Raw genomic sequence first — 25,406 nt, forward strand, 5'->3', positions numbered from 1 at the left:
GCAAAGGATGGATACGTGAGCGAAACAGCCTTGCCTAAAGATGATGTCCAGCCTGTGATCGATGCCCAGGTTGAAACTCCACCGCCGGCCAAAGAGCCGCGCCGAGGCAACGGACTGGCCATTGTCGCCCTGTTGCTCGGCGCTGCCGGCGTGGCGATCGGTGGCTGGGGTGTCTGGCAGGTGCGTCACCTGCAGAGCAACACCGCACAACAGTCAGGCCAGGTGCAGGCACTGAACGATCAGGCGCAGAGCCTCAAGCTCAACGAACAGCGCCTGACCGAGCGCCTCGCGCAATTGCCCGGTGCCGATGAACTCGCCGAACGTCAGCGTCTGGTGACGCAACTGCAGGGGGATCAGCAGCGTCTCAACCAGCGTCTGGAAACCGTCCTCGGTGCCAGCCGCAAGGACTGGCGTCTGGCCGAGGCCGAGCATCTGCTGCGTCTGGCCAGCCTGCGTCTGTCGGCCTTGCAGGACATCAGCAGCGCCCAGGCGCTGGTGCAGGGTGCCGACGAAATTCTGCGTGAGCAGAACGATCCCGGCTCGTTCGCCGCCCGCGAGCAAGTGGCGAAAACCCTCGTCGCGCTGCGCAGCACCGAGCAGCCGGATCGCACCGGTCTGTTCCTGCGCATCGGTGCCTTGCGTGATCAGGTCATCGAACTGACCGAGCTGGCGCCTGAGTACAAGGATCGCGGCGAGTCGCTGCTGGGCCTGACCGCTGACGGCGATGGCGCCAGTCGCTGGGCGCAGTGGTGGGATCAGGTGTCGCGTTACATCCGCATCGATTTCAATGCCGACAAGAACGTGAAGCCACTGCTGGCCGGGCAAAGTCTGAGCCAGGTGCGCCTTGCCCTGAGTCTCGCGCTGGAGCAAGCGCAATGGGCGGCGCTCAATGGCCAGGCACCGGTCTACACCCAGGCACTGACCGAAGCGCGGGATGTGCTCACGGGCAATTTCAACCCGGACAATCCGCAGAGCAAAATCATGCTTGAACAGGTTGCCGAGCTGAGCAAGCAACCGGTCACGGTCAAGACGCCGGACCTGACCGGCACGCTGAGTGCGGTGCAGGCTTATCTGGAGCGCCGTAACGTCAACGCTGAAGAATCGGTCAAACCGTTCGCCAAACCTGCCGCCAATACCGCGCAGGAGACCACGCCATGAAACGCCTGTATGTGATCGTGTTTCTGGTGATCGCGGCGACGGCGGCACTGGGCCTGGCGATTGCCGAGCACTCCGGGTACGTGTTGATTGCCTACAAGAGCTTCCGCTACGAGGCCAGTCTGTGGGCCACGCTGGGCCTGATCGCGGTGTTGTGGCTGCTGATCTGGGGGATCAAGGCCTTGGTCGAGCTGGTCATGGCCTCCAGTGGCGTGGTCAATCCATGGTCGCGCCGCAACCGCAGCCGGCGGGTGCAGGTGGCCATCGAACACGGGCAGCTGGATCTGGCCGAAGGTCGCTGGGCCAGCGCGCAACGTCATCTGTCTCGCGCCGCCGAGGCCGAGCGCCAGCCGCTGTTGTATTACCTCGGCGCGGCACGCGCGGCCAACGAACAAGGCAAGTACGAAGAGTGTGATCACCTGCTTGAACGTGCGCTGGAGCGCCAGCCGCAGGCCGAATTGGCGATTGCCTTGAGTCATGCGCAGTTGCAGACCGATCGTGGTGATACCGACGGCGCCTTGGTGACCCTGCAGGCGATGCACGAGCGACATCCGCATAACGTGCAGACCTTGCGACAGTTGCAGCGTCTGCATCAGCAGCGCGGCGACTGGTCGGCGGTGATTCGCCTGTTGCCGGAACTGCGCAAGGACAAGGTGCTGCCGCCGGCCGAACTGGCTGAACTGGAACGTCGTGCCTGGGGCAACAACCTGTCTCTGGCAGCGCATCGGGACGAGGACGGCAAGGTCGGTCTGCAGTCACTCACCCGTGCCTGGGAGCAGTTGACCTCCGCGCAGCGTCAGGAGCCGGCGCTGGTGCTGGCATACGCCGAGCAATTGCGTCAGTTGGGTGCTCAGGTCGAAGCTGAAGAAATCCTGCGCAGTGCCCTCAAGCGCAAGTACGACAGCCATCTCGCGCGTCTGTATGGCCTGGTGCGCGGCAGCGACCCGGCGCGCCAGTTGCAGACCGCCGAAGGTTGGCTCAAGGAACATCCTGCTGACCCGAGCCTGTTGCTGACCCTCGGTCGTCTCTGTCTGCAAGCCAGCTTGTGGGGCAAGGCACGGGATTACCTGGAAAGCAGTCTGCGAGTGCAGCGTAACCCTGAAGCCTGCGCTGAGCTGGCACGTCTGCTTGCGCAACTGGGTGACACCGAGCGCAGTAACCAGCTGTTCCAGGAGGGTCTCGGATTGCTGGATGAGCGTCTGCTGGCCGCGCCGTTGCCGGTGCCGGTTCACGCCTGATATCGCGAGGGAGCATGCTCCCTCGTTAACGTTCAGTGAGCGAAAAATTACCTGTGGCGGGCGTCTTGGGCAAAGTCCTACAACGGACTACATCTATTCCTCTCGCACCTGTCGGGTTTTCCCTACACTTCTGGTGAACTGTCGCCAAGGCCCCGCCTTGAAAGGCTGACAAGCTTTCCTCTACCGTAACTGCCTGTCTCCACTGTTACGGAAAAGCCATGTCGTTGGCCTGTTCACGCTCCTTGTTTTTCACGGCTTTCACTGCAGGGGCCATGGCCCTGGGAGCTTCCTATTATCTCGAGTATGCGGTCGGGCTGACGCCCTGCAGCCTGTGCCTGGCGCAAAGGTTTTTCATGGCGTTGCTGACGTTCTGTTGCGGGTTGGCGGCGGTCCACGGCCCACGGCGTGTCGGCCTGTCGCTGTACTGGGTCGCCGCGCTTGGCCTGAGCCTGGGCGGGACTACGGCGGCCTGGCGACAGGTATTGTTGCAGAGTGACCCGTTGATGCAGATGGCGAGGTGCGCGCCTGATGCCGAAGCGTTGTTCAGCAACCTGCCGTGGTTGTGTGCAACGTTGCGGATGCTTAGGGGCGGTGTAGATTGCGCAGAAATTTCCTGGACGCTGTTCGATTTGAGCATCCCGGAATGGAGCCTGCTGTTCTTTGTGGCGATGTCGATCCTGGCGGTCTATCAATTGCTGCGGCTGGTCTGGAGCGCTCTGCAGCGACCGCTCAGCGGCGAAGCGTCGCACCGCACGCTGGTCAGGGATTAAACACTTGTATGAACTTTATCTCCTGCGTACCTTGAAGCCATAGGCGTGCGGGCATAATCTGGCCCGCACGTGTCATTGGATTTATGTTGCTCGATGACGCTCTGCCCGGTCGGCCCCCAAGCGATAACAGCCAGAAGAGGGGCGCGGGTGTAGAGCAGCATGACCCACAAGGGAAGAGAGATCGCCATGCTCGAAAGTTGTCAGAATGCTCAGGAACGCTGGGGTGGAGTTCATCTGCTGATCGACCGCTGGTTGCAAGAGCGTGAAGATCTGATCGGTGCCTACGACAAGTTGGGTGACAAACCACAGGCTCTGTCCGAGAACCGTAAACCCTTGCTTGAATTCTGCGGCGTGCTGGTCGATTACGTCTCGGCCGGGCACTTCGAGATCTACGAACAGCTGACCGGTGAAGCCAAGGCGTTCGGTGACACGCGCGGTCTGGAATTGGCCGAGACAATCTACCCGCGCATCGACGTCATCACCGAAAAACTCCTCGCGTTCAACGACCTTTGCGACGAAGGCAAATGCGTTGCGGAGAAATTCAAGGAGCTCGGTGGCCTGCTTCACGAACGCTTCGAACTTGAAGACTGCCTGATTGAAGTGTTGCACACGGCACACAAGGAAGAAGATACCGCTCAGGCCTGATTGGTTTTCTCAGGCAAAAAAAAACGCGATGCGCCGAAAGCGCACCGCGTTTTTTTATGCCGGCGAATCGGCGTCGGTCAGCTCGTTGCACCGCGCAATTCGACTTCAAACACCAACGGTGTGAACGGCGCGATCAGATCGCCCGCACCGTCGGCGCCATAGGCCTGATCCGATGGAATCACCAGTCGCCACTTGGCACCCACCGGCATGTTCTGCAGCGCGGAACGCCAGCCGGCTATCACGCTGTCGAGGCTGAACCATTGCGGCTGAGTGTTCTGGTCGAACACCGTGCCATCCGGCAGCCGACCGACATACAGCACCTGGACTTTTCCATCGGGGCCGGCCTTGGCACCGGTGCCCGGTGTCAGCTCGGTCAGCAGGATGCCGTCAGCCAGTTGCTTCACGCCCGGTTTGGCTTTTTCGGCGGTGAGAAAACGTTGTTCGTTTTCCATCGCGGCGTCGCTCGACGGCAGCGATGAGTGCTCGGCGTTTTGCGATTCATGATCGGCGAGGATCTGCTCGATCCGTGCTTCGCTCAGTGCCAATGGCTTGCCTTGATAGGCCTGCTGCAAACCATCGACCAGTGCCTGAATCTGCAGTTGCGGCACCTCTTGGCGCAGCCGCTCACCGAGGCTGGCGCCGAGGCTGTAGGCCAGATCGTGAGCGTCGTTCGCGGTGGTTTTTTCGTCGGCGTGTGCCGCTGAAAAAATCATGCAGAGGGATAAAAAAAGGTAGCGCGACATGAGCTCTCTCCGTCCTGAATTGCGGTGGATTATGCCAGCGCGAAGGTCTGCAACGGTGAACTGCTTTTGACTTGTTGAAGAACATTTTCGCTTCGTTGCAACGCAACGGTTTCGTTACTGTCAAGATGACCTAGCGGCGGTAACTGCAGAGGTCTAGTATGAGCCGCACTCACGTCAGCCAGGAGGTAAACCATGTCGGCCACCAAGAAGCCTGTAAACACTCCGTTGCACTTACTCCAACAACTCTCGGGCAGCCTGCTCGAGCATTTGGAAAACGCTTGCTCCCAAGCCTTGGCTGATGCTGAAAAACTGCTCGCCAAACTGGAAAAGCAACGCGGCAAGGCGCAAGAAAAACTGCACAAGTCCCGCACCAAATTGCAGGACGCCGCTGCTGCCGGTAAAGCCAAGGCACAGAACAAGGCCAAGGCTGCCGTCAAAGAACTTGAAGACCTGCTCGATGCGTTGAAGGATCGTCAGTCCGACACTCGCGGCTACATTCTGCAACTCAAGCGCGATGCCCAGGAAAGCCTGAAACTGGCCCAGGGTGTCGGCCGGGTGCAAGAGGCCGCCGGCAAAGCGCTGTCCTCCCGCGCCGCCAAACCAGCAGCAGCGCCTGCGAAAAAAGCGCCAGCCAAACCTGCTGCGGCGAAAGCTCCGGCGAAAACCGCTGCGGCAAAACCGGCAGCCAAACCAGCAGCCAAACCAGCAGCCAAGGCACCGGCTAAAACCGCCGCCAAACCTGCTGCAAAAACCGCAGTGAAAACACCGGCTGCGGCGAGCGCTGCGAAACCGGCCGCACGTACTGCCGCTGCCAAACCTGCAGCGGCCAAACCGGCTGCCAAGCCAGCAGCAAAACCTGCTGCGCGCAAAGTCGCTCCGGCAAAAACCGCTGCTGCTAAACCAGCTGCCAAAGTAGCGGTAAAACCGGCTGCCAAACCTGCCGCGAAAACCGCCGCTGCAAAACCGGCAGCCAAGACTGCGGCCAAACCAGTCGCGGCAAAACCTGCTGCCAAGGTTGCTGCCAAACCAGCGGCCAAGCCTGCCGCTAAAACCGCTGCCAAACCTGCAGCAGCAAAACCTGCGACCGCTGCAGCCAAGCCTGCCGCCAAACCAGTAGCCGCAAAGCCAGCCGCTAAACCAGCCGCCAAGCCAGCTGCCAAACCTGCCGCGAAAAAACCGGCCGTTGCCAAACCAGCTGCCGCCAAGCCGGCGACTGCACCTGCCGCCAAGCCAGCCGCTCCGGCGCCGGCCGCCGCCGCGCCTGCTCCAGCCGCTTCCACCTCGACCACCACGACTGCGCCAACGCCAGCCGCCGCGTCGAGCGCCAGCAGCAACCCGACCAGCGCTTCCTAAGTGCCGTTTGCCGCGACGCGCAGCACTTGCAGCGCGTCGCGGTTCGGGCTGGCGGCCGATCCCGTCAGACTCTCCAGCCACTCCCCCGACGCTGATGCGTCATCGCGCGGCCAATCCTGCGCAACCTGTTCCAGTTGCCACAGCAGATGCCGTTCGGCTTCCAGCTCCAATGCTTTCATTTGTTCTCGCAGACCCTTGAGTACCGGATCTTCCTCGGCCAGGGTTTTCCATTGAGTGCGCAATGCACGCAGTGGCTGCACCACCTCCGCATCCCAAGGCCCCACCAGCGTTTTCAACTGCTCCAGGCGTTGTTCGTCGCAGGCCACGCCACGTTGTTCCAACCACAGACCGCACAGCAGCAGGCAGACATTGGCCCCCGCCGCTTGCAGTTGCAGGCAGGCAGGTTCCACGCCCGGTCGGGCGTAGATGGCAAGGGAAAAGCTCCACAGGTCAGAGGACATCGTGCTACTCGCGCCAGTTGTGAGCGAAGCTGGTAGACTCCGCCGCCATTATGATCCGACTTCAGAACCTGACTTTACAGCGTGGCCCGCAACGTCTGCTAGAAGACGCCGAGCTGACCCTGCACGCCGGCCACAAAGCCGGCCTCATCGGTGCCAACGGCGCCGGCAAATCCAGCCTGTTTGCCTTGCTGCGCGGCGAGTTGCACCCGGACTCGGGCGATTGCCTGCTGCCGGCCGACTGGCGGATCGCGCACATGCGCCAGGAGGTCGACACCCTCGAACGCCTGGCGGTCGACTATGTGCTCGATGGCGACCTGCGTCTACGTGAGGTGCAACGTGACCTCGCCGTGGCCGAAGCGGCCCACGATGGCACGGCTCTGGCCCGCCTGCACGCCGAACTCGACAGCGCCGACGGCTATACCGCCGATGCGCGGGCGCGCAAGTTGCTGGCCGGTCTCGGTTTCACCAACGAGCAGATGGATCGTCAGGTAGGAGATTTCTCCGGTGGCTGGCGGATGCGTCTGAACCTGGCGCAGGCCTTGATGTGTCCGTCGGACCTGTTGCTGCTCGACGAACCGACCAACCACCTGGATCTCGACGCGATCATCTGGCTCGAAGAGTGGCTGAAAAGCTATCCGGGCACCTTGCTGTTGATTTCCCACGACCGCGACTTCCTCGATGAAGTGGTCGATCACGTGGCGCATGTCGATCAGCGCAAACTGACCCTGTACCGTGGCGGCTACACCGCGTTCGAACGCGCCCGTGCCGAACGTCTGGCCCAGCAGCAACAGGCCTACGAGAAGCAGCAGGCGCAACGTGCGCACATGGAAAGCTACATCGCCCGCTTCAAGGCTCAGGCCACTAAGGCCCGTCAGGCGCAGAGCCGGATCAAGGCCCTGGAGCGCATGGAAGAGCTGTCGGCGGCCCACGTCGATTCACCGTTCGATTTCGTGTTTCGCGAATCGACCAAGATCTCCAGTCCGCTGATCGACCTGTCCAATGCGCGCCTGGGTTACGGCGACAAAACCATCCTGGAGAAGGTCAAGCTGCAACTGACCCCGGGTGCGCGGATCGGTCTGCTCGGGCCGAACGGTGCCGGTAAATCGACCCTGATCAAGAACCTCGCCGGCGAGCTTGAACCGCTGGCCGGGCGCCTGACCCGTGGCGAAAACACCGTGGTTGGCTATTTCGCCCAGCATCAGCTCGACTCGCTGGATGCCAAGGCCAGCCCGCTGCTGCACTTGCAGCGTCTGGCGCCGACCGAACGCGAGCAGACCCTGCGCGACTTCCTCGGCGGTTTCGATTTCCGTGGCGCACGCATTGACGAGCCAGTGCTGAATTTCTCCGGTGGCGAGAAAGCGCGTCTGGCGCTGGCATTGATCGCCTGGGAACGGCCGAACCTGTTGCTGCTCGACGAACCGACCAACCACCTCGACCTGGAAATGCGCCTGGCGCTGACCATGGCGCTGCAGGAATTCAGCGGCGCGGTATTGGTGGTGTCTCACGATCGGCACTTGCTCAAGAGCACCACCGACAACTTCTACCTGGTCGCTGACGGCAAGGTAGAAGAGTTCGATGGCGACCTCGAAGACTACGCGCGCTGGCTGGTGGAATACCGTCAACGCAATGCGCCGGTCAGCAACACCCCGGTGAACCCGGACAAGACCGACAAAAAGGCCCAGCGCCAGGCCGCTGCTGCATTGCGTCAGCAACTGGCACCGCACAAGCGCGAGGCCGACAAGCTCGAAGCCGAGCTGGGGAAGCTCCACGAAAAACTCGCCAAGGTCGATGCCAGCCTCGGTGACAGCGACATCTACGAGCCGGCGCGCAAGAACGAGTTGCGTGATCTGCTGGCAGAGCAGGCCAAGCTGAAAGTGCGCGAAGGCGAGCTGGAAGAAGCGTGGATGGAGGCACTCGAAACGTTGGAAAGCATGCAGGCGGAGCTGGAGGCGCTGTCCTGATGGAAGCGTTCAAGCTGCCGCTGCCGGCGGTGTGGGTCGAACCGATCTGGCTCGGCGTGCAGATTCTGCTGATCCTGCTGGCCGGCTACTTCGCTCAACGTGTCGTCGCTCGATTCCTCACCCGCCTGGGCGAGCGCTATCCGTTTCCGCCGCAGTTGCTGATGCCCCTGCGTGGCGTATTGCGCTGGCTGATCATGGGCAGCGCGGTGATTTTTGTGCTGGAGCGCCTCGGCGTATCGGCCACGGTGTTGTGGACGGCGCTGTCGGGTTTCGTCGCGGTGGCGGCGGTGGCGTTCTTCGCCATGTGGAGTGTGCTGTCGAACCTGCTTTGCGCGATCCTGATCTTCACCGTCGGCCCGTTCCGCCTCGGCGATGTGGTCGAGCTGGTGGACACCACCGACAAGCCGGGTGTCAAAGGCCGGGTGGTGGCGATCAATCTGCTCTACACCACGTTGATCGAAGCAGAGGAACTGGGGACTGGCAGCGCCATGGTGCAAGTGCCGAACAGCCTGTTCTTCCAACGTTCGGTGCGGCGTTGGCGTGGCAGCGATGTGTTTCCTTCCAGCGGGTTCGAGAAGTAGTCCTCGGGCGTCTGATCTGACGCCTTCGCGAGCAAGCCCGCTCCCACATTGGATCTGTGATCGACACAAATCCAATGTGGGAGCGGGCTTGCTCGCGAAGAGGCCCTCAGCCGCGCCCGAACCCTCCAGCAAAAATCGGTAGTCATCCGCGCCAAAGCGCATTAGCTTTGACGTCTGTCACGATTCAGAGTCGAGGTGTGCGATGGAGCTTCAAACATGGCTGGCATTCTTTGCCGCCTGCTGGGTGATCAGTCTGTCCCCGGGCGCGGGCGCCATTGCGTCGATGTCCAGCGGTCTGCAATACGGTTTCTGGCGCGGTTACTGGAACGCCCTTGGCCTGCAGATCGGCCTGGCGGTGCAGATCGCGATTGTCGGCGCCGGTGTCGGCGCGATCCTCACCGCCTCGGCCACCGCATTCCACGCGATCAAATGGTTCGGTGTGGCGTATCTGGTCTATCTGGCGATCAAGCAGTGGCGCGCGCTGCCCATGGACATGAGCGATGACGCGGCGGTACGGCCGATCGGCAAGCCGCTGGCGCTGGTGTTCCGTGGGTTTCTGGTGAACATCAGCAACCCCAAAGCGCTGGTGTTCATGCTGGCGGTGTTGCCGCAGTTCATCAATCCCCACGCACCGCTGCTGATTCAGTATGTGGTGATCGGTGCGACCATGATCTGCGTGGATCTGATTGTCATGGCCGGTTACACCGGGCTTGCGTCCAAGGTGCTGCGCCTGTTGCGTACACCGCAGCAGCAGAAACGCATGAACCGCACGTTTGCCGGGCTATTCATTGGCGCTGCGGCGTTCATGGCGACGTTGCGTAAAGCGGCGGTGTAAAACCTGCCGGCACAAAAAAGGCGACCTCTTGAGGTCGCCTTTTTATTCCTACTGATTTCTCCAGTGAACTCCGTTGTAGCGAGGGGATTCATCCCCGATGGGGCGCGAAGCGGCCCCGCTCTTGACCTGACAAGAAGGGGCCTGCTGCGCAGTCCATCGGGATGAATCCCCTCACCACAGAGTTATTCACTCAGCCGACTAGTGCAAAATCACCGGCGCGGTATCACGCGGCAGATTGTTGCGCTGCTGCGCCTCACGCGGCTGCTCGTAACCGCCGCCACCGAGCTGCATGCTCAGTTGCCCTGCCACGTCCTCACCCAGCGCTTTCGACACTTCACGTACCACGCGAGGGCGATTCAGCGAGATCTTGATGTCGCGACCGTTCACCAGTTTGGTGTCCTGCGCTTCGCCCATCGCCGTGAAGGCCGAGGTGATTTCGTAGGTCTTGGTGTTGATCAGGCTGAAATCCGCCACCAGCGTCAGGCCCAGCACCGCCGAATAGCTGTCGGTGTGCGCCAGCTCGTTCATGTCCTGGGTGAAGTCGATGTCCGACACGGTGCCGAACAGCACGTAGTCGGCGCCCTTGAAGTTGCCGGCCTTGATGCGCTTGATCACGTCGTACACGTCACCCTTGGACGACGCGGTGTACGGCGTGCCCTGCACCAGCTGAAACATCCCGGTGCGGAGGATCTCGCCCTTGATGTCGCCGGTGAATTTACGCAGCTCACCTTGTTCGATGTAGCTGGTGGTCGCTTCCAGCTCGTTGTAGTTCGACGAACCACTGGAGCTGTAGTAACCCTCGCGGTAATTGTTCTGCGCCGAAACGATGTGGATGTACTGCTCCACACGCTCCTGATACGCCAGATCCGTCACCGCGACTTTCGGGGCCGCTTGCACGCTGAACGCGCAAGCCAGGGCCATCATGCCAATCCATGCGCGCATCAATTAACGCTCCGTGGTTTTGCGGATCTCTTTTTCGTCCATCCATTCGGCCAGACCGCTTTCGACGTCGATCAGTTGCAGGCTGAATTTGTAGAAGACGTCCTTGTAGTCGCTGCTGCGCTTGACGATCGAGCTGATCGAGCCTTCCAGACGGTATTTGGCGGCGATCATGTTGCCAGTCTTGGCCACGGTGCTCTTCTTGTACAGGCCGCTCTGGTTTTGCAGCTTGAGCTGATCGACCTGGCTCTGCATCGCGGTGTTGTCGCTGGCGAAGCGGGCAGTGCCGGATTTCATCAGCTGAGTCTTGATGCTGGTGGTGATTTCGCGGGTATCGATGTACTCGCTGGTCTTGTTCTTCACGTCGTAAACCTGCACAACCGGGCGGCCCTGCAGAATGCCGGACTGGGCCAGCGAGCGGGTCATCGATTCGGCGATCATTTGCAGGTCGGTCGAGCCGAATTCGTTGGTCACGGTTTCAACCGCTTTGGTGTCGCCGTAGCTGATGTTCTTGCTGCCCAGGGTCGGCGAGGTGTTGGCGCAACCGGAAGCCAGCAGGGCGAGGACAGCGATCAGGGAAAAGCGTGCAAACATGGGAATGCTCTCTAAAACAGGAATAGGGTGGCGGACTTAAGGCGTCTTGAGTTCGAGACGGAAATCCACGGCTTTCGGGGTCGGGGCGATGCCCTGGATGAAGCTGGTCTGAGCGCCGTACATCAATTGGCTCTTCCAGACTTCTTCCTCGGCGATCGGGAAACCTTCCGCACCGAGCCAGGCGAAGCGGTAGTAGAACGTCTTGTTGCTGTTGAGGGTGTTGGTCAACTGCACATTGACGGTCATGAAGCCGTTCTCTCGGGCGACGCGCATGGCGCCGACCGCGATGTGTTTCTGCGGGCCCATGGCCACGACCTTGCTCGCGGCGCTGCCCGGCTCAGGGGGTGGCGGGGTGGCGCAGCCGCTGGCCAGCACGGCGAGGGCGGCGATGGCGATGAGTTTCAAGCGCATGCAAAGACTCCGTTCTTAAGGTTGTTTGAGGCTGGCGACGTTGGTCGCACCGGCGCTCGGGATGACGTGGGCGGCGACGCCACCGGCAAACACCTGATTGCCCACGGCACGCAGGCTGATCACTTGATAACGCTGATCGACGGTGACTTTGACCAGCGAACCGCCGACGGCGCTCGGCAGGCTGACCTGGTGCTCGCCTTTCTTCAAGCGCAGACGCACCACTTGGGTGTTGTCCGGCAGGGTGCGCCACGTACGGGTATCGGCACCTTCCAGCACAGCTGAAGAAATACCCACGGCCAGACCGGCCAGCGGGTTGGTTTCGTTGATCTTCTTCTGCGCCACACCTTTGGTGATTGCGCGCACGGTGGTGCGCAAAATGATCCCCGGCATGTCATCGCGCAGGGCGCGGCGGGACATGGCGGTGGTGCTGTTGAGGGCAGTCAGGTTGACTTGCTGGCCATCGACGCCAATCTGCGTGAATGGTGCGGTAGAGGTGTCAGGCTTGATGATCGGGAACGACAGCGGGGTGATCACCACGTTGTTGGAGATCGGCAATGGCAGCGGCACGCGGATCGAATCACGCGAGGGTGCCAGACCACTTTGCACCACGATCAGGATGTCGCTGTCGTCGCTCTTGGTCGGCTTGTCGAGATTGACCAGCGCCTGCTCCAGCAGCGGGGTGTTCGGGCGCAGTTCGGCCGCCTTGCGATAGCCCGGCGCAGCCAGGTCTTTCTCGCCCAGGGCTTCGTAGACGAAACCGGCCAGGTAATGACTGAACGCACTCTGGTAGCTGTTTTTCAGGCTGACCACTTCTGGCGCGTCGAGGCTGGCAACCGGGTAGCCTTGCAGATCCTTGTACTGAGTCTTGATGCCTTCTTTCTCGGCCTCTTCCTCACTCTTGAGGTATTCCTTGTCGCGCAGGTCGGCGATCACCGCTTCACGTTCGTGAGTCTTCTTGATCGCGGTGCGGGCGCCGTCGAAGTCATTGACCGCCAGCAGGTTGAGGGCCATCTGCGTGGTCAACATGACTTTTTCGTAGTCGTAGCCTTCGTAGCGACGCACCTTGTCGTTGACCAGGAAGCTGCCGAACTGAGCCAGGTATTTACCGGTGTCGAGCTTGACCGAATCTTCCCACTGGCCAACCACCTGATCGGCGCTGGTCCAGGCGTTCTGGCTGCCGGACAGGTCGCCCTTGGCGCGCAGCAACTCACCTTTCTCGAAGTAATAGAGCAGGTCTTTGTCCGGACCGGTGTTGTTCTTTTCCAGCAGGCTCAGCGCGGCGTCGACGTTGCCGGTGGCCAGTTGCTGGTTGGTCTGGGCCAGTTCCGAATCGTAGTTGCGAAACGCTGAACAGCCGGACAGCAGAGTAACCGCGCTGAGCGCGATCAAGGTGGGAGTGCGCAATGCCATGGGGGTACTTCTTCCCTGAGCTAGTAACTGCATCAGCCGCCGGTGCTGGTCGGGCTGGTGTGACCCATCGACAGTGGCGCTGGCCTCCTGCCAATTCCTCATTACCAGAGGAGCTTTTATGCCGCGTTGCTATAGCGCGGGCGCGGCATTATAAGCGGGCGATGCTGGCCATGTAATAGCTTTTTAATTGCACTTGTTAGTTTGGTGCCATTACTCCTCTGCTTTATCTGACACCTTTCGTTCATGGCGTTTCGGGCAGGACCAATGCCGATCCGACGTAATAGTTCTGGCCCATGAATACCCGCAGGTTGAACACTTGATGGCTGTGGTCGACGCGTACCGTGAACCCGTCTTCTGCACGAAAATACGGAAAGCGCACGCGGTGCAGGCCTTTTTTCAGGCGCAGACGGGCGACCAGGGTTTTGTCCGGCAGCGTGCGCCAGGTTCTAGTGTCAGCCTCTTCAAAAGGATCAGGATCGGTCACCAGCGACGCCTTGGACGGATCGCGCTCGTTCTTTTGCGCCTGGCTGATGGCGGCCATGTTGGCGCGGAACATGGCGCGAGAGATGATCGCCGGCATGTCATCGCGCAAGGTGCGGATGGCCATGTCCGACACGCTGTTAATCATGGTCAATGGGTGCTTTTTACCGTCGACGAGGATCTGGGTCACGGCAGGTGTGAGGGTGTCGGGCACCATCACCGGGAACGAGATCGGTGCAACAATCGTCAGGTTTTCGTTCAGCCGCACCGGGATCGGCACTTGCACCGAACTGCGTGCCGGGGCGAAACCGGCCTGGACCACGATCAGAATCTCGCTTTCATCGGCTGCCGGTCCGGGTTTGTCCAGGTTGCGCAAAGCGTTTTCGAGCAGCGGCACGCCCGGGCGCAATTCGATCGCCTGTCGATACCCCGGCGCTGCGAGCGCGCGTTCGCCCAGCGCTTCATAAGTGAAGCCGGCCAGATAATGGCTGAATGCACTCTGGTAGCCGTTCTTCAGCTCAAGCACTTGCGGGGCATCGAGGATGGCCACCGGATAGCCTTCCAGATCCTTGTAGTGCAAGGTGATGCCCTGTTGCGTAGCTTGCTCTTGCGCCTCTTCGTATTGCCGCTCCCGCTGGCGGGCGATCAGGGTTTCGCGCTCGTGGGTTTTCTTGATGTCGGCGCGGGCCCCGTCGAAATCGTTTTCCGCCAGTTGGTTGAGGGCCATTTCGGTGGTCAGCATGACTTTTTCGTAGTCATAGCCTTCGTAACGCTGCAGCTTGTCATTGACCAGCATGGTGCCCATTTCATTACCGAAACGGGTCAGCAACTTCATGCCTGCGGAGGGCACGGCTTCTTCGCGCTGAAAAATCATCCGGTCAGCACTGCGCCACGCTTCCTGGCTTTTTGGCAGGTTGGTGCCGGCGCTGAGGATCGCGCCGCGTTCCATGAAATACAGCAGATCCTTGTCTTCCCAAGGATTGTGCAGCTCCATCAGATAAAGCGCTTCGTTGAGATTGCCCTGCGCCATTTGATCGATGGTCTGCTGCATTTCCTGATCGTAATTGCGGTAAGCGGCGCACCCACTCAGTTGCATGATGAGGCTGAGCAGCAGGTAGAGCGGCAGGCAATGGCGCATGGCAACGGGTTCTTCCTTGAACGGCAAAAGCACGGAGGTGACGCATTATAGGGGCGCTTTGCTGCTGCCGGGTGGCCAAGGATTGCGCTAGGCTTGCGCGCTCAGCGCTCAACAGGTCCGGGGCTTTAATGAATCAACTGCAAGCCATGCGCGCGTTTCGTTGCATCGTCGAGTGTCGCGGGTTCAGCGCCGCTGCCGAGCGCCTCGACACCACTCACTCGACCATCTCCCGGCAGTTGCAGCAGCTGGAACGCGAGCTGGGCACGCGGCTGATCAATCGCAACACCCGAGGTTTCAGCCTGACCACGGCGGGGCAGCAGTATTACGCGGCGTGCGTGGACATTCTCGATCGCCTCGATCAAGCCGCACTGGCGGTGGGGCAGGCACATGAAAGCCCCAGCGGTGTGCTGCGCATCAGTGCACCGATGGTCATCGGTACGCTGGAGCTGGCGAGCTGGTTGCCGGCGTTTCAGCAGCGCTATCCCGAGATTGAAGTGGACCTGTCCTGCGATGACCGTTTCGTCGATCTGATCGCCGAGGGTTTCGATGTGGCCCTGCGTATCTGCGGGCCGTTGGCCGATTCATCCATAGTGGCGCGGTTGCTGACTGTCTCGGACATGTTGCTGGTGGCTTCGCCTGTGTATGTGGCGCGCAATGGTCTGGTGCGCCAGGTGCGCGAACTCGCCGAGCAGCAGTTACTGGCGTTTGCCGGTGGCAGTGACTGGGTGCTGACCGATACGCGTGGACTCACCACCAGCGTGCGCGTGCAGGGCCGGTTCAAGGCCGATTCGATCAGTTCGCTGCACGCCGCCGCGTTGGCCGGGGTTGGTATCGCCGCGTTCACCCGGGCCACAGTGCAGGACGATCTGTTCAGCGGCCGGCTGGTACAAATCCTGCCCAACTACAGCCTTGGGCGGCGACACTATTACGCGCTCTATCCGCATGCCCGGCACGTCGCACTGAAGGTACAGGTGTTCGTCGAATTCATGCTGGAGCATTACCGCAACACACCCGTCGCGCTGCGTTAAAACGCCACGAGACATCGACAGAGCTTGAGTGAAAAGCGTTCGAAGTGAACAATATGTAACTTCGCATTTCCATTTGAGACTCATTCATGACTGCCGCGTCCCGATTCCTGGCCTGGCTGGTGTTCCCTCTGTTGGCCTTGAGCAGTTCCAGCCTGCTGGCCGACACCGTGGAAGGCGCCCCGCAGGCGCTGCACCTGCTCGATTACATCAGCGCCGACTACCCGCCGACGGTCGAGGCGGGCAAGGTCGTCGACGACGGCGAATATCGCGAGCAACTGGAATTCACCCAGGTGCTGCAAGGGCTGATCGGCGGTCTGCCGGCCAAACCGGAGAAGGCTGAGCTGGAGCAGGGCGTCGCAGCGCTGCACACCGCCATCACCGCGAAACAGGACGGCGCTGAAGTCGCGCGTCAGGCCCGGCAACTGGGGGCGAAACTGGCGGTGGCGTATGAAGTCAGCCAGGCGCCGATCATCACTCCCGATCCCACCCGGGGCGCGCCGTTGTACGCGCAGAACTGCTCGGTATGTCACGGTGAAACCGGCGCCGGTGACGGCCCGGCGGGCCTCGGCATGACGCCGCCTCCGGCCAACCTGCGCGATGCCGCACGCATCGACCATCTGAGTCTGTACGCGATCTACAGCACCCTCGGCCAAGGCGTCGAAGGCACCGACATGCCGGCCTTCGCCGATCAACTGGACGACCGTCAGCGTTGGGATCTGGCGACCTACATTGCCGGTTTCAGTGCCGACCCGGCCGCAGCCAAGTCCGACAAGACCTTCAACATCGCTGATCTGGCACGCCAGACGCCGGCCGAAGTGCAAGCCGCCGAAGGCCCGCAGGTCGCCGCAAGCTTCCGTGCCCAGCGCGCGCAACCGCCGCAGGTCAAACGCGGCCCGGCGCAATTGCTCGATTACACCGCCGCCACGCTGGACAAGAGCCTGGCGGCGTACCGCGCCGGTGATCACGATCAGGCTTACGACCTGTCGGTGGCGGCGTATCTGGAAGGTTTCGAACTGGTCGAAAGCTCGCTGGATAACGTCGACGCCAACGTGCGCAAGGACACCGAAAAATCGCTGATGACCTACCGTCAATCGTTGCAGGACGGTTTGCCGGTGGCGCAAGCCGAACAGCGCCTGGACGCGGCCAAGGGCAAGTTGAAAGAGTCTGCTGAACTGCTCGGCAGCGATGGCCTGAGCTGGTCGCTGAGCTTTATCTCCGGCCTGCTGATTCTGCTGCGCGAAGGCCTGGAAGCGATTCTGGTGCTGGCGGCGATCCTCGCGTTTCTGCGCAACACCGGCCAGCAGTCGGCAGTGCGCAGCGTCAACATCGGTTGGGGCTTGGCGCTGCTCGCCGGTCTTGGCACCTGGGCGCTGGCGGCGTACGTGATCGACGTCAGCGGCTCGCAGCGTGAACTGCTCGAGGGCGCCACGGCGCTGTTCGCCAGCGTCATGGTGCTGTGGCTCGGCGTGTGGATGCACGACCGGCGCCACGCCGCGGCCTGGCAGGATTACATCAAGCAGAGTCTGGTCGGCGGCGGCGGGCGTTTCGGCTTCGCGATCCTCGCGTTCTTCTCGGTGTACCGCGAGTTGTTCGAAGTGATCCTGTTCTATGAAACCCTGTGGCTGCAGGCGGGTCCCGCCGGGCATGACGCGGTGCTGGCCGGTGGTGCGACCGCACTGGTGCTGCTGATCGGTCTGGCCTGGGTGATCCTGCGCGGTTCGGCGAAACTGCCGCTGGCGCTGTTCTTCAGCATCAACGCCGGTCTGCTCTGTGCCTTGTCGGTGGTGTTCGCCGGGCATGGCGTGAAAGCGCTGCAGGAAGCCGGGATCTTCGGCACGCGACCGGTGGCGTTCTTTGAATTCGACTGGCTGGGGATTCACGCCGACGCCTATTCGCTGACGGCTCAGGCCGTGGCGATTCTGGCGATTGTTGTGCTGTACGGGCGGAGTCGGATCGCGGAGAAGAAGCGGGTCACTGCTTAACAGCATTCGCTGCGCTCACATTCGCGGGCAAGCCACGCTCCCACAGGTTTAGCGTTAACCTTGTGGGAGCGGGCTTGCCCGCGATGCTTTTTTGAAGAGGAAAAAATCATGCGTGTATGGATCGATGCCGACGCTTGCCCCCGGGCCGCCAAGGATCTGGTGGTGAAGTTCGCCCTCAAGCGCCAGTTCGAAGTGGTGCTGGTGGCCGGGCAGCCGCAGACCAAGCCGGGACTGGCCATCGTCAAACTGATCGTGGTGCCCAGCGGTCCGGATGCGGCGGACGATTATCTGGTCGAGCACGCGGTGCCTGGTGAGCTGGTGATCTGCAGCGATATCCCGCTGGCCGATCGTCTGGTGAAGAAGGGGGTGGCAGCGCTGGACCCGCGCGGCAAGGAGTTCGATGCGCAGAACATGGGCGAGCGGCTGGCGGTGCGCAACCTGTTCACCGACCTGCGTGAGCAGGGCCAGATCAGCGGCGGCCCGGCACCGTTCGGCGAGCGCGAGAAACAGGCGTTTGCCAATGCGCTGGACCGCATCCTCACCCGCCTTGCACGTCAGTCCTGATTCAACCGTATTCCTGTGGTGAGGGGATTTATCCCCGATGGCCTGCACAGCAGGCCCAATGCTTCAAGATGCAAAGGGGCTGCTGCGCAGCCATCGGGGATAAATCCCCTCACCACAAAAACCCTTCAGAAAGTTCGTGTCAAGCATCGTTTTCGTGGGTCAGTTCGAGAACGCGATCCACCAGTTTGTTGATCCCCGAAGCCGCTTCACTGATGTTCTGCGCCAGCATGTAAGCCGGGGTCGTCACCAGTTTGCGTGCCTTGTCTTCGATGATGTCGGTCACCGCGCAGTCTTCGTGGCTGGCGCCCATCTTGTTCATCGCGGTGGCGGTGTCGGCATCGTTGCCGATGGTGCAGGTCACGCCCGGGCCGTAGATCTTCGCTGCCAGCGCCGGCGAGATGCACATCAGACCCACCGGTTTGCCCGCTTCGGCAAATGCTTCCGCCAAGGCCAGCACTTCAGGCTGCACCGTGCAGCCGGCGCCTTCAACGGCGAAGTTCGAGAGGTTTTTCGCGGCGCCAAAACCGCCAGGTACGATCAGCGCGTCGAAGTCATCGACGTCGGCCTCGCGGATATCCTTGATGTTGCCGCGGGCAATGCGCGCCGACTCCACCAGCACGTTGCGCGTCTCGGGCATTTCTTCACCGGTCAGGTGATTGATCACATGCAATTGCGCGATGTTCGGCGCGAAGCATTGCACCTGTGCGCCGCGTTGATCCAGGCGCAGCAGGGTGATGACGCTTTCATGGATTTCGGCGCCGTCGTACACGCCGCTGCCGGACAGGATCACTGCAACTTTTTTGCTCATGGGTTTCTCTCCAGATTCATGGCGCTAAATGTCCACTAATTTGTCGTGCGTTGCCATAGGCCCAAGTGGCGGCTGCACCTGCATGGAGCGCTTTCTAAATGGATCGCAGCAACGGCGGGGTGTTCATTATTTGCGGTTGCCTGCCTCGTGACGAGCAGGAGATTTTTGGCGTGAGAACGCCGCTGGCGAACGGGAGTCCGCTGGCGCAGAGGGGATAAATGACTAAAAGAGCCGGCCAGCCCGGGCTTTGCGCAGGGCTGTGCGCCGGGCGCCAGCGCGTTATTCGGCTGGCGTCTTCGGTTCGGCAGGTTTGGCCACTTCTGCTTGATTCAGCAGTGCCGCTTTTGCGGCTTGCTCATCGGCGTAAACCTGTTTTGCCAGTCGCGCATTCTTGAAGCGGCGGCGCAGCCACAGACCAACGCCAAGAATCAGCAGCGCACCGAGCACCCACAGCTCGTACTTCTTGATGCTGCCGAGCATGCCTTCGAGCACCGCGCCGAAGTGGTAGGCGGCGGCTGCCAGGGCGGTGGCCCAGATCGCTGCGCCGATACCGTTGAGCAACAGATAACGTCCCGGCGGATAACCCGACAGGCCGATCGCCACCGGCATCACCGTGCGCAGGCCGTAAACGAAGCGGAAGCTCAGAACCCAGATGTCCGGATGCTTGCGAATGTGTTCCAGCGCGCGGTCGCCCATCATCTGCCAGCGCGGTTTGCGCGCGAGCAATTTGCGCCCGTGCTTGCGCCCCAGGAAGTACCACAGCTGATCGCCGGCATAGCTGCCGAAGAACGCCACGACCACCACCAGGTTGATGTCCATGTATCCACGGAACGCGAGGAAGCCTGCGAGCACCAGGATGGTTTCGCCTTCGAAGAACGTGCCGAGGAACAAGGCAAAGTAGCCAAAGTCATGCAGAAATTGTTGGAGCATTGTCTGGGTGCTGGCGAAATGAACGCGCAGCCTAACCCTTCGGACACATTCATGAAAGTGTCCAAATGTGTCTCGACGTGAACAATTCCTACGCTAACAATGGAATGCGGCTACATGTCACGGGGTACGCACAACTGTAATCTGTTGGTCATAATGGCCGTCTATAACTGTCACGCTCGCCCGTTTGCGCGGGCTCAGGAGTCCGCCGTGAGCTTTACCCCTGCCAATCGTCTGTTCCCTGCCACTCGCCTGCGTCGCAATCGTCGTGATGATTTTTCGCGTCGGCTGGTGCGGGAAAACGTGCTGACGGTCGATGACCTGATCTTGCCGGTGTTCGTGCTCGATGGTGTAAATCGTCGCGAAGCCGTGGCCTCGATGCCCGGTGTCGAGCGCCTGACCATCGACCTGCTGCTTGAAGAAGCGGCGCAATGGGTCGAACTGGGGATCCCGGCGCTGGCGCTGTTCCCGGTCACGCCTGTCGAACTGAAATCCCTTGATGCTGCCGAAGCCTGGAACCCCGAGGGCATTGCCCAACGTGCTACTCGCGCGTTGCGTGAGCGGTTCCCGGAATTGGGCGTGATCACTGACGTCGCCCTCGATCCGTTCACCACCCACGGGCAGGACGGCATTCTCGACGAAGAAGGCTACGTGCAGAACGACATCACCGTCGACGCACTGGTCAAACAGGCTTTGTCCCACGCCGAAGCCGGCGCTCAGGTCGTGGCGCCGTCGGACATGATGGACGGTCGGATTCAGGCGATCCGCGAGGCGCTGGAGCTGGCCGGTCACGTCAACGTGCGGATCATGGCCTACTCGGCCAAGTACGCCAGCGCCTATTACGGGCCGTTCCGCGATGCCGTGGGGTCGGCGGCGAATCTGGGCAAGGCCAACAAGGCCTCCTATCAGATGGACCCGGCCAACAGCGACGAAGCGCTGCACGAAGTCGGCGCGGACTTGTCTGAAGGCGCGGACATGGTCATGGTCAAACCCGGCATGCCGTACCTGGACATTCTTTTCCGGGTAAAAGATGCCTTCAAAGTGCCGACCTTCGTCTATCAGGTTAGCGGCGAATACGCCATGCACATGGCGGCGATCCAGAATGGCTGGTTGAGCGAGGCGGTAATTCTTGAATCACTGACCGCCTTTAAACGTGCCGGCGCTGATGGCATCCTGACTTACTTTGCTGTCCGCGCCGCTCAATTGTTACGAGAGCAGAAATAGCCCTCCCAGGAACATTCGATGAATACCGAAGGACTCACTGAAGTTGCAGTAAAAGAAGCTCAACCGGTGGTGGAGCAAATCACCGAAACCCCGCCGGAACTCGAGCCTGCGCCACCCGCGCCGGTTACCGAAGCCGTCGCGGCGGCGCCAGTGATTGCGATCCCGGGCCTGGATGACAGCAGCCTGTATATCCATCGCGAGCTTTCGCAATTGCAGTTCAACATCCGCGTGCTGGAACAGGCGCTGGACGAGTCCTATCCGTTGCTGGAGCGGCTGAAGTTCCTGCTGATCTTCTCCAGCAACCTCGACGAATTCTTTGAAATCCGCGTCGCCGGCCTGAAAAAGCAGATCACTTTTGCTCGCGAACAGGCCGGTGCCGACGGTCTGCAACCGCACCAGGCACTGGCGCGGATCAGCGAGCTGGTGCACGGTCACGTTGACCGCCAGTACGCGATCCTCAACGACATCCTGCTGCCGGAGCTGGAAAAGCATCAGGTGCGCTTCATCCGTCGCCGGCACTGGACGACCAAGATCAAGACCTGGGTGCGCCGTTATTTCCGCGACGAGATCGCACCGATCATCACCCCGATCGGCCTCGACCCGACGCACCCGTTCCCGTTGCTGGTGAACAAGAGCCTGAACTTCATCGTCGAACTGGAAGGTATCGACGCCTTCGGTCGCGATTCCGGTCTGGCGATCATCCCGGCACCGCGCCTGCTGCCACGGATCATCAAGGTTCCGGAAGAAGTCGGCGGCCCGGGCGACAACTATGTGTTCCTGTCGTCGATGATCCACGCCCACGCCGATGACCTGTTCCAGGGCATGAAGGTGAAGGGTTGCTACCAGTTCCGCCTGACCCGAAACGCCGACCTGGCGCTCGACTCCGAAGATGTCGAAGACCTTGCGCGCGCCCTGCGTGGCGAGCTGTTCTCGCGGCGCTACGGTGATGCGGTGCGCCTGGAAGTCGCCGACACCTGCCCGAAACACCTCTCGGACTATCTGCTCAAGCAGTTCAACCTGAGCGAGACCGAGCTGTATCAGGTCAACGGCCCGGTCAACCTGACCCGTCTGTTCAGCATCACCGGTCTGGACAGCCACCCGGAGCTGCAATACACGCCGTTCACCCCGCAGATCCCGAAACTGCTGCAGAACAGCGAGAACATTTTCAGCGTGGTGAGCAAGCAGGACATCCTGCTGCTGCACCCGTTCGAGTCGTTTACCCCGGTGGTCGACCTGCTGCGCCAGGCCGCCAAAGATCCACATGTTCTGGCCGTACGCCAGACCCTGTATCGCTCCGGTGCCAACTCGGAAATCGTCGATGCGCTGGTGGACGCCGCGCGTAACGGCAAGGAAGTGACCGCGGTCATCGAACTGCGCGCCCGCTTCGACGAAGAGTCCAACCTGCAACTGGCCAGCCGTCTGCAAGCGGCCGGTGCGGTGGTGATTTACGGCGTGGTCGGTTTCAAGACTCACGCCAAGATGATGCTGATCCTGCGTCGCGAGGCCGGCGAGATCGTGCGTTACGCGCACCTCGGCACCGGTAACTACCACGCCGGCAACGCCCGTCTGTACACCGACTACAGCCTGCTGACTTCCGACGACGCCTTGTGCGAAGACGTCGGCAAACTGTTCAGTCAGTTGATCGGCATGGGTAAAACCCTGCGCATGAAAAAGCTGTTGCATGCGCCGTTTACCCTGAAGAAGGGCATGCTCGACATGATTGCCCGGGAAACCCAGTTCGCCATCGAAGGCAAACCGGCGCACATCATCGCCAAGTTCAACTCGCTGACCGATCCGAAGATCATTCGTGCGCTGTACAAGGCCAGCCAGTCCGGCGTGCGCATCGATCTGGTGGTGCGTGGCATGTGCTGCCTGCGTCCGGGCATCGCCGGGGTTTCGCACAACATCCATGTGCGCTCGATCATCGGTCGCTTCCTTGAACACACCCGAGTGTTCTACTTCCTCAACGGCGGCGAGGAGCAGATGTTCCTCTCCAGCGCCGACTGGATGGAGCGCAACCTCGACAAGCGCGTCGAGACTTGCTTCCCGGTGGAGGGCAAGAAGCTGCTGACCCGCGTCAAGAAAGAGCTGGAGCTGTATCTGACCGACAACACCCACAGCTGGAGCCTGCAGTCGGATGGCCGTTACATCCGCAACACGCCAACCGGCAACCAGAACCCGCGCAGCGCGCAGGCGACCTTGCTGGAACGCCTGGGCAGCCCGATTCTGCCGGTGAGCAGCTAACAGCTTAAAAGCGCCCTCACCCTAACCCTCTCCCGGAGGGAGAGGGGACTGACCGAGTTGGATGTTCGAGGTACATCGACCTGAGATTTCGAGTCGAACTCAGGATTTGAAAGGCCCATAAATCGGCTCCCTTTCCCCCTCGCCCCCTTGGGGGAGAGGGCTGGGGTGAGGGGGATCGATCTCAAGCACCCCTTTTGAACCAAGCCAAACACCCAATAAAAAGGCGATCCCGAAGGATCGCCTTTTTTGTGCCTGCCCGTTACTCAATGCACGGTCAGAACGATCCCCACCCGCGTCAGCCAGTCGGCTTCGAGGCCAAAGTCAGCCTGAGTCAGCTGGTTTTCATCCAACCAGTTCTCCGGAAATTCCACGTCGAGGGTGTTGCCTTTGGCATGCAGTGTCACTTGCGGCATCGCCTGGGTGCCACGGATGTGGTGGAACAGGATCGCGAAGCGCAGCAGCACGCACAGACGGATCAGCTTGTCGCCGTCGTCACCGAACTCGGCGAACTTGTCCTTGGGGATGTTGCGGCGATGGCCGCGCACCAGCAGAGCGAGCATTTGCTGGTCTTCGCGGGAGAAACCGGCAAGGTCCGAGTGTTCGATCAGGTAGGCGCCGTGCTTGTGGTAGTGGTAGTGCGCGATGTCGAGGCCGACTTCGTGGACTTTCGCCGCCCAGCCCAGCAGTTCACGCCAGATGCCGTCATCCAGCTCCCAGTCTGCGGCGACCTGATCGAAGGCGTGCAGTGCCTTGCGTTCAACTCGCGCGGCTTGTTCCAGATCGACGTGATAGCGCTCCATCAGCGAAGTCAGGGTGCGTTCGCGCACGTCTTCGTGGTGATGGCGGCCGAGCAGGTCGTAGAGCACGCCTTCACGCAGTGCGCCTTCGCAATGATCCATGCGTTGCAGTTCGAGGGCGTCGAAGATCGCTTCGAGAATCGCCAGGCCAGCCGGGAAGATTGCCCGACGGTCAGGCTTGATGCCTTCGAAGTCGATCTTGTCGACGTCACCCAGTTTGAACAGACGACGCTTGAGCCAGGCCAGGCCTTCGGCATTCACTTCGCCGGTGCCATGCCCGCCGGCCTTCAGCGCCAGGCCGATGGCGCGGATGGTGCCCGAGGAGCCGATGGCTTCATCCCAGGTCAGGCGGTGCAGGGCGTGCTCGATGCTCATGATCTCCAGCCGCGCCGCAGTGTACGCCTGGGCGTAACGGGCCGGGGTGATCTTGCCGTCCTTGAAATAACGCTGAGTGAAGCTGACGCAGCCCATTTGCAGGCTTTCGCGCAGCAGTGGTTCAAAACGCTGCCCGATGATGAATTCAGTACTGCCGCCGCCGATGTCGGCCACCAGACGCTTGCCCGGGGTGTCGGCGAGGGTGTGCGAAACGCCCAGATAAATCAGCCGCGCTTCTTCACGGCCGGAGATGACTTCCACCGGGTGACCGAGGATTTCTTCGGCACGGTGGATGAATTCCAGGCGATTGCGCGCTTCGCGCAGGGCGTTGGTGCCGACGATCCGCACGGCGCCCAGTGGCATGCCGTTGATCAGTTGGGCAAAGCGCTTGAGGCAGTCGAGGCCACGCTGCATCGATTCTTCGTTGAGATGGCGCTCATCGTCGATACCGGCGGCGAGCTGCACTTTCTCTCCGAGGCGCTCCAGGATGCGGATTTCACCGTTCTGGGCCTTGGCCACGACCATGTGGAAGCTGTTGGAGCCCAGGTCGATTGCGGCGATCAGGGACAGATTCTTGGCTTTGGATTGCGGCATGGTCAGGGGGTCTCGGTCGATAACCCCGCCATCGTGCCACGATCAAACGCTGACGCCAACGCGCATGGCTCAAACCGTTGATCCTGCGCATAAAAGCTTGAGACCGCGGCGCGGCCATTCGCGAGCAGGCTCTCTCCCACAGGTTTTGC

Annotated in this window: 23 protein-coding genes; 13 read left to right on the top strand and 10 right to left on the bottom strand. The window is 61.2% G+C overall.

Annotated features, from left to right (window positions below; genetic code table 11):
* The first annotated feature begins 15 nt into the window (after nucleotides 1-15).
* The 4 genes from CRO59_RS20715 to CRO59_RS20730 all read left to right on the top strand — a co-directional run bounded on the left by CRO59_RS20715 (nucleotide 16) and on the right by CRO59_RS20730 (nucleotide 3,808).
* Nucleotides 16-1,158, top strand: coding sequence for a uroporphyrinogen-III C-methyltransferase (locus CRO59_RS20715; protein ID WP_027610452.1), 1,143 nt, complete (start codon nucleotides 16-18; stop codon nucleotides 1,156-1,158).
* On the top strand, nucleotides 1,155-2,393 hold the full coding sequence (locus tag CRO59_RS20720; protein WP_027610453.1) for a heme biosynthesis protein HemY: 1,239 nt from the start codon (nucleotides 1,155-1,157) through the stop codon (nucleotides 2,391-2,393). Before CRO59_RS20715 ends, CRO59_RS20720 begins: the two co-directional genes overlap by 4 nt.
* Before the next feature lie 218 nt (nucleotides 2,394-2,611).
* Complete coding sequence (locus CRO59_RS20725) at nucleotides 2,612-3,163, top strand: disulfide bond formation protein B (RefSeq protein WP_027610454.1); 552 nt, start codon at nucleotides 2,612-2,614, stop codon at nucleotides 3,161-3,163.
* Nucleotides 3,164-3,349: 186 nt separating this feature from the next.
* Entirely contained in the window at nucleotides 3,350-3,808 is a 459-nt protein-coding gene (locus tag CRO59_RS20730) for an Rsd/AlgQ family anti-sigma factor (protein WP_027610455.1), read from the top strand.
* Between the two features lie 77 nt (nucleotides 3,809-3,885).
* On the opposite strand, the gene CRO59_RS20735 is transcribed toward CRO59_RS20730, so the two are convergent.
* Nucleotides 3,886-4,551: an FKBP-type peptidyl-prolyl cis-trans isomerase gene (locus CRO59_RS20735; RefSeq protein WP_097089530.1), complete on the bottom strand. Its 666-nt coding sequence runs from the start codon at nucleotides 4,549-4,551 to the stop codon at nucleotides 3,886-3,888.
* 192 nt (nucleotides 4,552-4,743) lie between these two features.
* On the opposite strand from CRO59_RS20735, the gene CRO59_RS20745 reads away from it, so the two are divergent.
* Complete coding sequence (locus CRO59_RS20745) at nucleotides 4,744-5,904, top strand: AlgP family protein (protein WP_096796112.1); 1,161 nt, start codon at nucleotides 4,744-4,746, stop codon at nucleotides 5,902-5,904.
* Here the strand turns inward: CRO59_RS20745 and CRO59_RS20750 are convergent.
* Nucleotides 5,901-6,365 (bottom strand): TIGR02444 family protein, encoded by a 465-nt coding sequence (locus CRO59_RS20750; RefSeq protein ID WP_097089533.1) that lies wholly within the window; start codon nucleotides 6,363-6,365, stop codon nucleotides 5,901-5,903. The genes CRO59_RS20745 and CRO59_RS20750 overlap by 4 nt on opposite strands.
* 50 nt (nucleotides 6,366-6,415) lie before the next feature.
* Between CRO59_RS20750 and CRO59_RS20755 the strand changes: the two genes are divergently transcribed.
* The 3 genes from CRO59_RS20755 (at nucleotide 6,416) to CRO59_RS20765 (ending at nucleotide 9,742) form a co-directional block, all read left to right on the top strand.
* Nucleotides 6,416-8,326: an ATP-binding cassette domain-containing protein gene (locus CRO59_RS20755; protein WP_097089535.1), complete on the top strand. Its 1,911-nt coding sequence runs from the start codon at nucleotides 6,416-6,418 to the stop codon at nucleotides 8,324-8,326.
* A complete protein-coding gene (locus CRO59_RS20760; protein WP_027610460.1) occupies nucleotides 8,326-8,907 on the top strand; it encodes a mechanosensitive ion channel family protein in 582 nt (193 codons plus the stop codon). The genes CRO59_RS20755 and CRO59_RS20760 overlap by 1 nt, the downstream gene beginning before the upstream one ends.
* 202 nt (nucleotides 8,908-9,109) lie before the next feature.
* On the top strand, nucleotides 9,110-9,742 hold the full coding sequence (locus CRO59_RS20765; RefSeq protein ID WP_027610461.1) for a LysE family transporter: 633 nt from the start codon (nucleotides 9,110-9,112) through the stop codon (nucleotides 9,740-9,742).
* Between the two features lie 198 nt (nucleotides 9,743-9,940).
* Here CRO59_RS20765 and CRO59_RS20770 read toward each other — a convergent pair whose 3' ends face one another.
* From CRO59_RS20770 to CRO59_RS20790, 5 genes are all read right to left on the bottom strand, one after another.
* Complete coding sequence (locus tag CRO59_RS20770) at nucleotides 9,941-10,684, bottom strand: hypothetical protein (RefSeq protein WP_027610462.1); 744 nt, start codon at nucleotides 10,682-10,684, stop codon at nucleotides 9,941-9,943.
* A 3-nt stretch (nucleotides 10,685-10,687) separates the two neighbouring features.
* Nucleotides 10,688-11,275, bottom strand: a complete 588-nt coding sequence (lpoB, locus tag CRO59_RS20775; protein WP_003229365.1) for a penicillin-binding protein activator LpoB — start codon at nucleotides 11,273-11,275, stop codon at nucleotides 10,688-10,690.
* A 36-nt stretch (nucleotides 11,276-11,311) separates the two neighbouring features.
* Complete coding sequence (locus tag CRO59_RS20780; RefSeq protein ID WP_097089536.1) at nucleotides 11,312-11,686, bottom strand: YcfL family protein; 375 nt, start codon at nucleotides 11,684-11,686, stop codon at nucleotides 11,312-11,314.
* 15 nt (nucleotides 11,687-11,701) lie between these two features.
* Complete coding sequence (locus CRO59_RS20785) at nucleotides 11,702-13,096, bottom strand: COG3014 family protein (protein ID WP_097089538.1); 1,395 nt, start codon at nucleotides 13,094-13,096, stop codon at nucleotides 11,702-11,704.
* Nucleotides 13,097-13,337: 241 nt separating this feature from the next.
* Complete coding sequence (locus tag CRO59_RS20790) at nucleotides 13,338-14,714, bottom strand: COG3014 family protein (RefSeq protein ID WP_097089539.1); 1,377 nt, start codon at nucleotides 14,712-14,714, stop codon at nucleotides 13,338-13,340.
* A 128-nt stretch (nucleotides 14,715-14,842) separates the two neighbouring features.
* On the opposite strand from CRO59_RS20790, the gene CRO59_RS20795 reads away from it, so the two are divergent.
* The 3 genes from CRO59_RS20795 to CRO59_RS20805 all read left to right on the top strand — a co-directional run bounded on the left by CRO59_RS20795 (nucleotide 14,843) and on the right by CRO59_RS20805 (nucleotide 18,288).
* On the top strand, nucleotides 14,843-15,742 hold the full coding sequence (locus tag CRO59_RS20795; RefSeq protein ID WP_097089541.1) for a LysR family transcriptional regulator: 900 nt from the start codon (nucleotides 14,843-14,845) through the stop codon (nucleotides 15,740-15,742).
* Between the two features lie 86 nt (nucleotides 15,743-15,828).
* The gene (locus CRO59_RS20800) at nucleotides 15,829-17,724 is read left to right on the top strand and encodes an FTR1 family protein (protein ID WP_097089542.1); all 1,896 of its coding nucleotides are present in this window, start codon (nucleotides 15,829-15,831) and stop codon (nucleotides 17,722-17,724) included.
* Nucleotides 17,725-17,832: 108 nt separating this feature from the next.
* Nucleotides 17,833-18,288, top strand: coding sequence for a YaiI/YqxD family protein (locus CRO59_RS20805; protein WP_027610467.1), 456 nt, complete (start codon nucleotides 17,833-17,835; stop codon nucleotides 18,286-18,288).
* Nucleotides 18,289-18,427: 139 nt separating this feature from the next.
* Here CRO59_RS20805 and elbB read toward each other — a convergent pair whose 3' ends face one another.
* Nucleotides 18,428-19,096: an isoprenoid biosynthesis glyoxalase ElbB gene (elbB, locus tag CRO59_RS20810; protein WP_096796119.1), complete on the bottom strand. Its 669-nt coding sequence runs from the start codon at nucleotides 19,094-19,096 to the stop codon at nucleotides 18,428-18,430.
* A gap of 279 nt (nucleotides 19,097-19,375) precedes the next feature.
* Nucleotides 19,376-20,026, bottom strand: a complete 651-nt coding sequence (locus CRO59_RS20815) for a DedA family protein (RefSeq protein ID WP_027610469.1) — start codon at nucleotides 20,024-20,026, stop codon at nucleotides 19,376-19,378.
* A 207-nt stretch (nucleotides 20,027-20,233) separates the two neighbouring features.
* Between CRO59_RS20815 and hemB the strand changes: the two genes are divergently transcribed.
* Both hemB and ppk1 read left to right on the top strand, forming a co-directional pair.
* The gene (gene hemB, locus CRO59_RS20820; protein WP_097089544.1) at nucleotides 20,234-21,247 is read left to right on the top strand and encodes a porphobilinogen synthase; all 1,014 of its coding nucleotides are present in this window, start codon (nucleotides 20,234-20,236) and stop codon (nucleotides 21,245-21,247) included.
* 18 nt (nucleotides 21,248-21,265) lie between these two features.
* Entirely contained in the window at nucleotides 21,266-23,491 is a 2,226-nt protein-coding gene (gene ppk1 / locus CRO59_RS20825) for a polyphosphate kinase 1 (RefSeq protein WP_007968444.1), read from the top strand.
* A gap of 263 nt (nucleotides 23,492-23,754) precedes the next feature.
* On the opposite strand, the gene ppx is transcribed toward ppk1, so the two are convergent.
* Nucleotides 23,755-25,257: an exopolyphosphatase gene (gene ppx / locus CRO59_RS20830; RefSeq protein ID WP_027610472.1), complete on the bottom strand. Its 1,503-nt coding sequence runs from the start codon at nucleotides 25,255-25,257 to the stop codon at nucleotides 23,755-23,757.
* Between the last annotated feature and the right edge of the window lie 149 nt (nucleotides 25,258-25,406).

This window comes from Pseudomonas sp. LAMO17WK12:I5, assembly GCF_900215165.1.
Taxonomy (GTDB): domain Bacteria; phylum Pseudomonadota; class Gammaproteobacteria; order Pseudomonadales; family Pseudomonadaceae; genus Aquipseudomonas; species Aquipseudomonas putida_A.

Excerpts from the sequence above, each read along its gene's own strand:
- CRO59_RS20720 (WP_027610453.1), top strand. The coding sequence starts at position 1,155 with ATGAAACGCCTGTATGTGATCGTGTTTCTGGTGATCGCGGCGACGGCG.
- CRO59_RS20725 (WP_027610454.1), top strand. The coding sequence starts at position 2,612 with ATGTCGTTGGCCTGTTCACGCTCCTTGTTTTTCACGGCTTTCACTGCA.
- CRO59_RS20730 (WP_027610455.1), top strand. The coding sequence starts at position 3,350 with ATGCTCGAAAGTTGTCAGAATGCTCAGGAACGCTGGGGTGGAGTTCAT.
- CRO59_RS20735 (WP_097089530.1), bottom strand. The coding sequence starts at position 4,551 with ATGTCGCGCTACCTTTTTTTATCCCTCTGCATGATTTTTTCAGCGGCA.
- CRO59_RS20745 (WP_096796112.1), top strand. The coding sequence starts at position 4,744 with ATGTCGGCCACCAAGAAGCCTGTAAACACTCCGTTGCACTTACTCCAA.
- CRO59_RS20750 (WP_097089533.1), bottom strand. The coding sequence starts at position 6,365 with ATGTCCTCTGACCTGTGGAGCTTTTCCCTTGCCATCTACGCCCGACCG.
- CRO59_RS20755 (WP_097089535.1), top strand. The coding sequence starts at position 6,416 with ATGATCCGACTTCAGAACCTGACTTTACAGCGTGGCCCGCAACGTCTG.
- CRO59_RS20760 (WP_027610460.1), top strand. The coding sequence starts at position 8,326 with ATGGAAGCGTTCAAGCTGCCGCTGCCGGCGGTGTGGGTCGAACCGATC.
- CRO59_RS20765 (WP_027610461.1), top strand. The coding sequence starts at position 9,110 with ATGGAGCTTCAAACATGGCTGGCATTCTTTGCCGCCTGCTGGGTGATC.
- CRO59_RS20770 (WP_027610462.1), bottom strand. The coding sequence starts at position 10,684 with ATGCGCGCATGGATTGGCATGATGGCCCTGGCTTGCGCGTTCAGCGTG.
- lpoB (WP_003229365.1), bottom strand. The coding sequence starts at position 11,275 with ATGTTTGCACGCTTTTCCCTGATCGCTGTCCTCGCCCTGCTGGCTTCC.
- CRO59_RS20780 (WP_097089536.1), bottom strand. The coding sequence starts at position 11,686 with ATGCGCTTGAAACTCATCGCCATCGCCGCCCTCGCCGTGCTGGCCAGC.
- CRO59_RS20785 (WP_097089538.1), bottom strand. The coding sequence starts at position 13,096 with ATGGCATTGCGCACTCCCACCTTGATCGCGCTCAGCGCGGTTACTCTG.
- CRO59_RS20790 (WP_097089539.1), bottom strand. The coding sequence starts at position 14,714 with ATGCGCCATTGCCTGCCGCTCTACCTGCTGCTCAGCCTCATCATGCAA.
- CRO59_RS20795 (WP_097089541.1), top strand. The coding sequence starts at position 14,843 with ATGAATCAACTGCAAGCCATGCGCGCGTTTCGTTGCATCGTCGAGTGT.
- CRO59_RS20800 (WP_097089542.1), top strand. The coding sequence starts at position 15,829 with ATGACTGCCGCGTCCCGATTCCTGGCCTGGCTGGTGTTCCCTCTGTTG.
- CRO59_RS20805 (WP_027610467.1), top strand. The coding sequence starts at position 17,833 with ATGCGTGTATGGATCGATGCCGACGCTTGCCCCCGGGCCGCCAAGGAT.
- elbB (WP_096796119.1), bottom strand. The coding sequence starts at position 19,096 with ATGAGCAAAAAAGTTGCAGTGATCCTGTCCGGCAGCGGCGTGTACGAC.
- CRO59_RS20815 (WP_027610469.1), bottom strand. The coding sequence starts at position 20,026 with ATGCTCCAACAATTTCTGCATGACTTTGGCTACTTTGCCTTGTTCCTC.
- ppk1 (WP_007968444.1), top strand. The coding sequence starts at position 21,266 with ATGAATACCGAAGGACTCACTGAAGTTGCAGTAAAAGAAGCTCAACCG.
- ppx (WP_027610472.1), bottom strand. The coding sequence starts at position 25,257 with ATGCCGCAATCCAAAGCCAAGAATCTGTCCCTGATCGCCGCAATCGAC.